This window comes from Okeania sp. SIO2F4, assembly GCF_010672385.1.
In the GTDB taxonomy this organism is placed as follows: Bacteria; Cyanobacteriota; Cyanobacteriia; order Cyanobacteriales; family Microcoleaceae; genus Trichodesmium.
This window is the reverse complement of record NZ_JAAHGT010000651.1, coordinates 1-5,663: the sequence shown is the minus strand read 5'-3', so window position 1 is coordinate 5,663 and position 5,663 is coordinate 1. Positions and strand designations below refer to the sequence as shown.

General features: G+C 36.2%; 4 protein-coding genes. 1 reads left to right on the top strand and 3 read right to left on the bottom strand.

Annotated elements, in window-relative coordinates:
- From F6K22_RS29645 to F6K22_RS29635, 3 genes are all read right to left on the bottom strand, one after another.
- The coding region (locus F6K22_RS29645; RefSeq protein WP_293106431.1) for an AAA family ATPase at positions 1–1,136 on the bottom strand (1,136 nt) is incomplete at its 3' end.
- Positions 1,137–1,642: 506 nt separating this feature from the next.
- Complete coding sequence (locus F6K22_RS29640) at positions 1,643–2,698, bottom strand: fatty acid desaturase (protein WP_293106428.1); 1,056 nt, start codon at positions 2,696–2,698, stop codon at positions 1,643–1,645.
- Positions 2,699–3,011: 313 nt separating this feature from the next.
- On the bottom strand, positions 3,012–3,263 hold the full coding sequence (locus tag F6K22_RS29635; protein ID WP_293106393.1) for a hypothetical protein: 252 nt from the start codon (positions 3,261–3,263) through the stop codon (positions 3,012–3,014).
- A gap of 947 nt (positions 3,264–4,210) precedes the next feature.
- On the opposite strand from F6K22_RS29635, the gene thrC reads away from it, so the two are divergent.
- Positions 4,211–5,302 (top strand): threonine synthase, encoded by a 1,092-nt coding sequence (gene thrC, locus F6K22_RS29630; RefSeq protein ID WP_293106391.1) that lies wholly within the window; start codon positions 4,211–4,213, stop codon positions 5,300–5,302.
- Positions 5,303–5,663 lie beyond the last annotated feature (361 nt).

Sequence of the window (5,663 nt, the reverse complement as noted above, 5' to 3'; positions counted from 1 at the left end):
ATCTCTTCAACGAAATTTTTAACATTTGGTAATCCCTCATTTGCAAAAGCTTTCAAGTCAGAAGGTATGATGAGATAGTCTGTAGTAATCATAGCTATCCTAGCATAAAGATTCAGTGAAGGTGGTGTGTCAATAACCACAAAATCATAGTTATCTTTAGCTGATTCTAGTTTTTTCCTTAATCGTATTTTTGCCACATCAATTTCTGTTAATTCTCTCTCATATTTCATCAAAGTAATATGAGAAGGAATTACATCAATTTCAGGGTCATTGAACTGAGATTGGTAAACAACTTCAGCAATGGTAAATCGCTTGGGATTTCTGATAACATGATAAATATACTTGTCTTTTAAGTTATCATTTTCTTCATCATCAAATTTAGCTAAACCTAAAGCAAAAGTTGTATTTGCCTGACTATCTAAATCAATAACCAAAACTCGATAACCTTTTTTACTCAAGGCAGCAGCTAAATTAACTACTGTTGTCGTTTTTCCCACTCCGCCTTTATTATGATAGACAGCAATTACTTTCATAGAATTTCTCCTACTTTGATTAATTGGATTAAAATCTGTTTCAAGGTTTACTAACTTTTCCTGATTTTCGGGAATATTGCTAACAATTTCTCTTGTCTCAGATTGAGTAGCGATCGCCTCACTTACCTCTGCTTTTTCTCCAGGAGTTTCTGTTGTATTAGAACTCAGATTTTTACGCAAAGATTCTCGACCTACTAATTTTTTAATTTCTTCTATTTTGTCATCAACTTCACCCCCTAAACAACTAAAAATTAACTCAATCTGATTTCCGTCTCTTTGATAAATCCTAATTTCTCTAGCATTAGTTAACAAGCCATATTTTACATTCATACTTGTTAAATAACGCCTCAGTTTTCGTTGATGGCGGTCTAAATTTTGTTTTGGATGTTTTGCCTCCATAACTAAACTTAATGGAGAATCTCCATCTAAACGAAAAGGTAACTTCTGGGCAGCAAACGATAAAAAGTCTAAACGGATACTACCTAAAGTTACTTCTTGATGCCAATGTTTGATAGTGTATCCTAATTTCGGGAGTAGATAACTAACAATTAGTTTGCTTTCTACCTCGCTTTCGTTACGACATAAATCTGGATTAAAACTCAAGGTTATTTCAGTTATCAGTTATCAGTTATCAGTTATCAGTACCTCTGCAATAAGGAGGCTTGAAATATCTATGGATGTTCTTTTTTTATCCCCTTAAAAAGGGAGACTTTAGATCATAATTTTTCGGTAATTATTCCTGAATTTTGAATTTTTTCCTTAATTAACTAATCCTATGCTATCCAAATAGATTTATTAATGTGAATATTGACAAATTGGTTCAGTTGTATTGCTTTCTTTTTCAGTATTTTTATAGTTTTATACCAATTTATGAAAGTGGTATTATCAATTAATTTTATTTTGTTTGGGGTTATTTTTATGAGTGGGAGTATCTTGATCCTGTTGAGTATCAAGATGCCCTATAAAAAAAATCCGGTCAAAATGCCGGATTATATAAAAATTGATAAATGAAAAATTAGTGGTATATGTTAATGGGGTTTAAATCCCTATTAAAAACCTTGAAAAGCTGATAGCTAATAGCTAATAACTGACCGCTTTCCTAACTTAAATTACTGGGAAATTTTCTGAGCATCATATTCTTTAAAAGTCAAATAAAACTTAGTTTTATCGTACAAATGACACTTATCTGTTATCTCTTTCATTAAAGACCAAGAAAACTTAGTTTGATAAAGTTTATCTCCCCATTTATCCTTCAAAAATTGATGTGCTTGCCTCAGATTATATGAAGGAATTCCAGTAGAAACATGATGTGGAATATGCACATTAATATCATGGCAAAGAAACTCTACCCAACGAGGATAATCACAATGTACTGTACCAAATAATTGAGCCTCTGCTTCATTCCACTCTTCGGCAGGAGTAAAGGGAATTTCTGGTACTGTGTGGTGAACAATCGTAAATGTACTCATCCAGAAGTGGTAAACTAACCAGGGCACTAACCAAAACTTGACCAGACCCCACAGACCAACTGTAGCTATTAGCAAAGGAAAGGCGATCGCGCTAAACCCAAAAACTACCAATGCAGAAAACTTGACATCTTCCCTATCCTTACCCTCAAATTTTCTCCAGTCAAAATGCACAAGTGCCCAGTGAGGAAGAGAAGCTAACCACCAAAGTCTGCCACGCATAACCCTATAAACTGACTGCATAAAACTACCAGCAACCTCATAATCTTCTGGATACCAAGGTTGCCAAGCATTGTCTTCCCCCATCTTATTGGTATGTTTGTGGTGATAATTATGGCCTATTCGCCAGCCATGAAAGGGATAAATTAAGGGCAAAAACGCTAAGTGACCAACTAGATCGTTGACCCAGCGACGGTTAGCAAAGGAGCGATGACCGCAGTCATGGCCAATAACAAAAAACCCTGTTAATGCAGTGCCAGTGAAAACCCAGACTAGGGGTAATAAAAACCAAGGTGTAATTGTTAGTCCCCAATAACCTAAAACAACCATAAATATATTGGTTGCCACCATTGTCCATGTTTTCCATTTATCTTTAATGAAAACTTCGCGAGGTAGAGTTTTCACAATATCTTTTAGCTGTAGTTGCTCGTTTGTCAAATTAGAATTTCCATGAGCAGATTCTGTAATTGATACAGTCATAAATTGTTTAAATTCCCCGTTTTTTTTGATGGTTATGCACTAGATTTATAATTACGAAAAAAAACGCCAGCCTGAAAATTTTGCTGGCGGTTTTGACCACTGAAAAATTTTTACAGCTAATGCTCGGAACTAATAGCATTCAGTAAATGTTAGTGAATTGTGTTCAAAACAATGCTGTATGTAGCAAAACCTTTCTTTTTATATCATAATCTTGTCACTATCCAGGTAAATTAATGAATTTTGTTGCTTTTGCTACTTCTTTCTTGTTTGTCAAGTGTAGCTATAGTCATGTTCAAAATTTTTATTGATTGACTTATTTTTCAACCTGTGATACTAAGTTTCGTTCTTTGATAGTTCGTAATTCTAATAAGAGAGTTTCTATTTCTGCTTCAAGATGAAGCAACTTAACTTGTTGATCTGTTTGATACAAGGACTTCATCTGTTCTAAGGTACGGGTTTGATTGGTTAATTTTCCTGAATCATTTACCCTTGGACCAGTGTTTAAAGAACTAGAAGCTTTGGACAAACTAGATGTGCTGTCAGAAATCAATAAGTTACTAGCCATTTATACTCACTTAAATAGTTTTTCTTTAAGATAGATTACAACAAATTAAGCTATTTAACCTTATTGAATAAAAATTTAACATTCAAAATTAGGTCTTGGGGTAAGTTAGCCAATACTAAACAGTTATAAGATTAAGTAAGTAAGGTTTTGGTATACTTTCTAACTATAATTTTGATTAACTTTTCATCCTTACCAGCCATTGACCAAAAAGTTATGGAGAAACTCTTGATTAAGTCAAAGTTAAATTTTTGTTTAGGGTTGGTTTCCCCTGTCGCCGATATAAAAAGGCCCGAAGAACGACAATTGCTCATGCTAGATGGAAATTATCCGTCGTAACCCACCGATATTAACTATTCTGGCTGTCTTAATATTTGTTTGATAAATATTCAATTATAGCTTAGGCCGAACCTCAGAAAAACTTAAAGTTTACAAAAAACAAGCTTGAGAGCAAAGTGTTTTTAAACCGGGGCTAAAAATCAGCACCAGATTTTAATTAATAATTAATGTAATTACTTTTTTGTGATATAAGATAAAGATGTACAAAAAATGAAATTGCTACGATTAAAAGTATTAACTATACGGTTAACCAAGCTAGTAGGGGTGGAACTCCCGTAAAGTACTCAGCCCTCTCGATCATTGCCTAATCAATGCAAATAATAGTAGCTTGGAGAGTATGCCCAACTAGTAAAATATGTTTAAAATCGTGAAAGAGCAATAAATTGTCATCAAATCTATATTTATAGAGTAAACACAATGCCTATAACTATTGTTAGTAGGTTTGAGTGTGTAGGGGTACTTTGACTCGTCCCCAGAGAATATAGATCTGGTCAGCCAAGAAAAAAGTCCTAAGGCTGATTTATCCCGTTGCGAAGTGTCAGCTTAGAATCCCCGTGACTTTAGTCCGGATATTAGTCAAATTAAACAATTCAAAACTTCAAAACTTAAAGATGACCTTAACATTGCCCCCTTATCAGTCAAAATTACAAGGCTGGCCTGGTTTGATCGAGGCTTATAAATCTTATCTACCTGTGACAGAAAAAACTCCTGTGGTGACACTGCAAGAAGGTAATACTCCTCTGATTCCTGTGCCAGCAATCGCCCATCAGGTAGGCAGACAGGTAGAAGTATTTGTTAAATATGATGGCCTCAACCCCACGGGTAGTTTCAAAGATAGGGGCATGACTTTAGCCATATCTAAGGCCAAAGAGGCAGGTGCAAAAGCAGTAATCTGTGCCAGTACGGGCAATACCTCGGCTTCCGCTGCAGCTTACGCTAGACGAGGTGGGATGCGAGCTTTTGTTTTAATCCCTGATGGTAATATTGCTTTAGGAAAGTTAGCCCAAGCTTTGTTATATGGGGCTCAAGTTTTGGCAATTAAAGGTAATTTTGACCAAGCCCTAGAAATAGTGCGAGAAGTGGCCAATAAATATCCAGTGACTTTGGTAAACTCAGTTAATCCCTATCGTCTCGAAGGTCAAAAAACTGGTGCTTTTGAGATAGTGGATACTTTAGGCGAGGCCCCAGATTGGTTGTGTATTCCTGTGGGAAATGCCGGAAATATTACAGCATATTGGATGGGTTTTTGTCAATACCATAAAATTGGAAAATGCGATCGCCTGCCAAAAATGATGGGCTTTCAGGCTGCAGGGGCAGCACCTATTGTCCAAGGTAATCCTATAGCCCAGCCGGAGACAGTGGCCAGTGCTATTAGGATTGGCAACCCTGCCAGTTGGGAAAAAGCTATAGCTGCTCAACAAGCTAGTCAGGGAAGTTTTACTGCTGTTACTGATGAGGAAATATTAGAAGCTTATCGTTTATTGGCTTCTAATGAAGGAATTTTTTGTGAACCGGCTAGTGCTGCTTCTGTTGCTGGTTTATTGAAAGTTAAAGACCAAGTTCCCACAGGATCAAAGATAGTTTGTGTACTTACTGGTCATGGTCTCAAAGACCCAGACGTAGCGATTAAACATAGCAACAATCAGTTTAAGCAAGGTCTAGAACCGAGTATAGAGGCAGTTGCTGAAGTTATGGGATTTTAAAGGAAAGAATAAGGAAGAGGAAAGAAGTAAGAAGGACAATATTTTTGAATTTACCAAAAAATTGGGTTTAAAGCCTCGCCCATAAGCGGGCGACTTTTTAGTTGTTTTTTCTGAATACATATGTTATTATTTTATTGATATTTACTATTAACGACGTGGTTTGAATTAGTCGCGGGCGGGCAGTCCGAGACAATAAACGGAGGCGGAGGCAAGCGTAAGACTAGGGTCAAAATAGCAGCAGCCTGTGAAACTTCAACCCAGCGAATAGTTTAGGATCAGTAGGAATGCTGGTGTCTTTAGACCGGGGAGGATGTCAATTTTGAGCTTTTCTGTCTAATCTCTACTATTGGGCAAGCGAGGT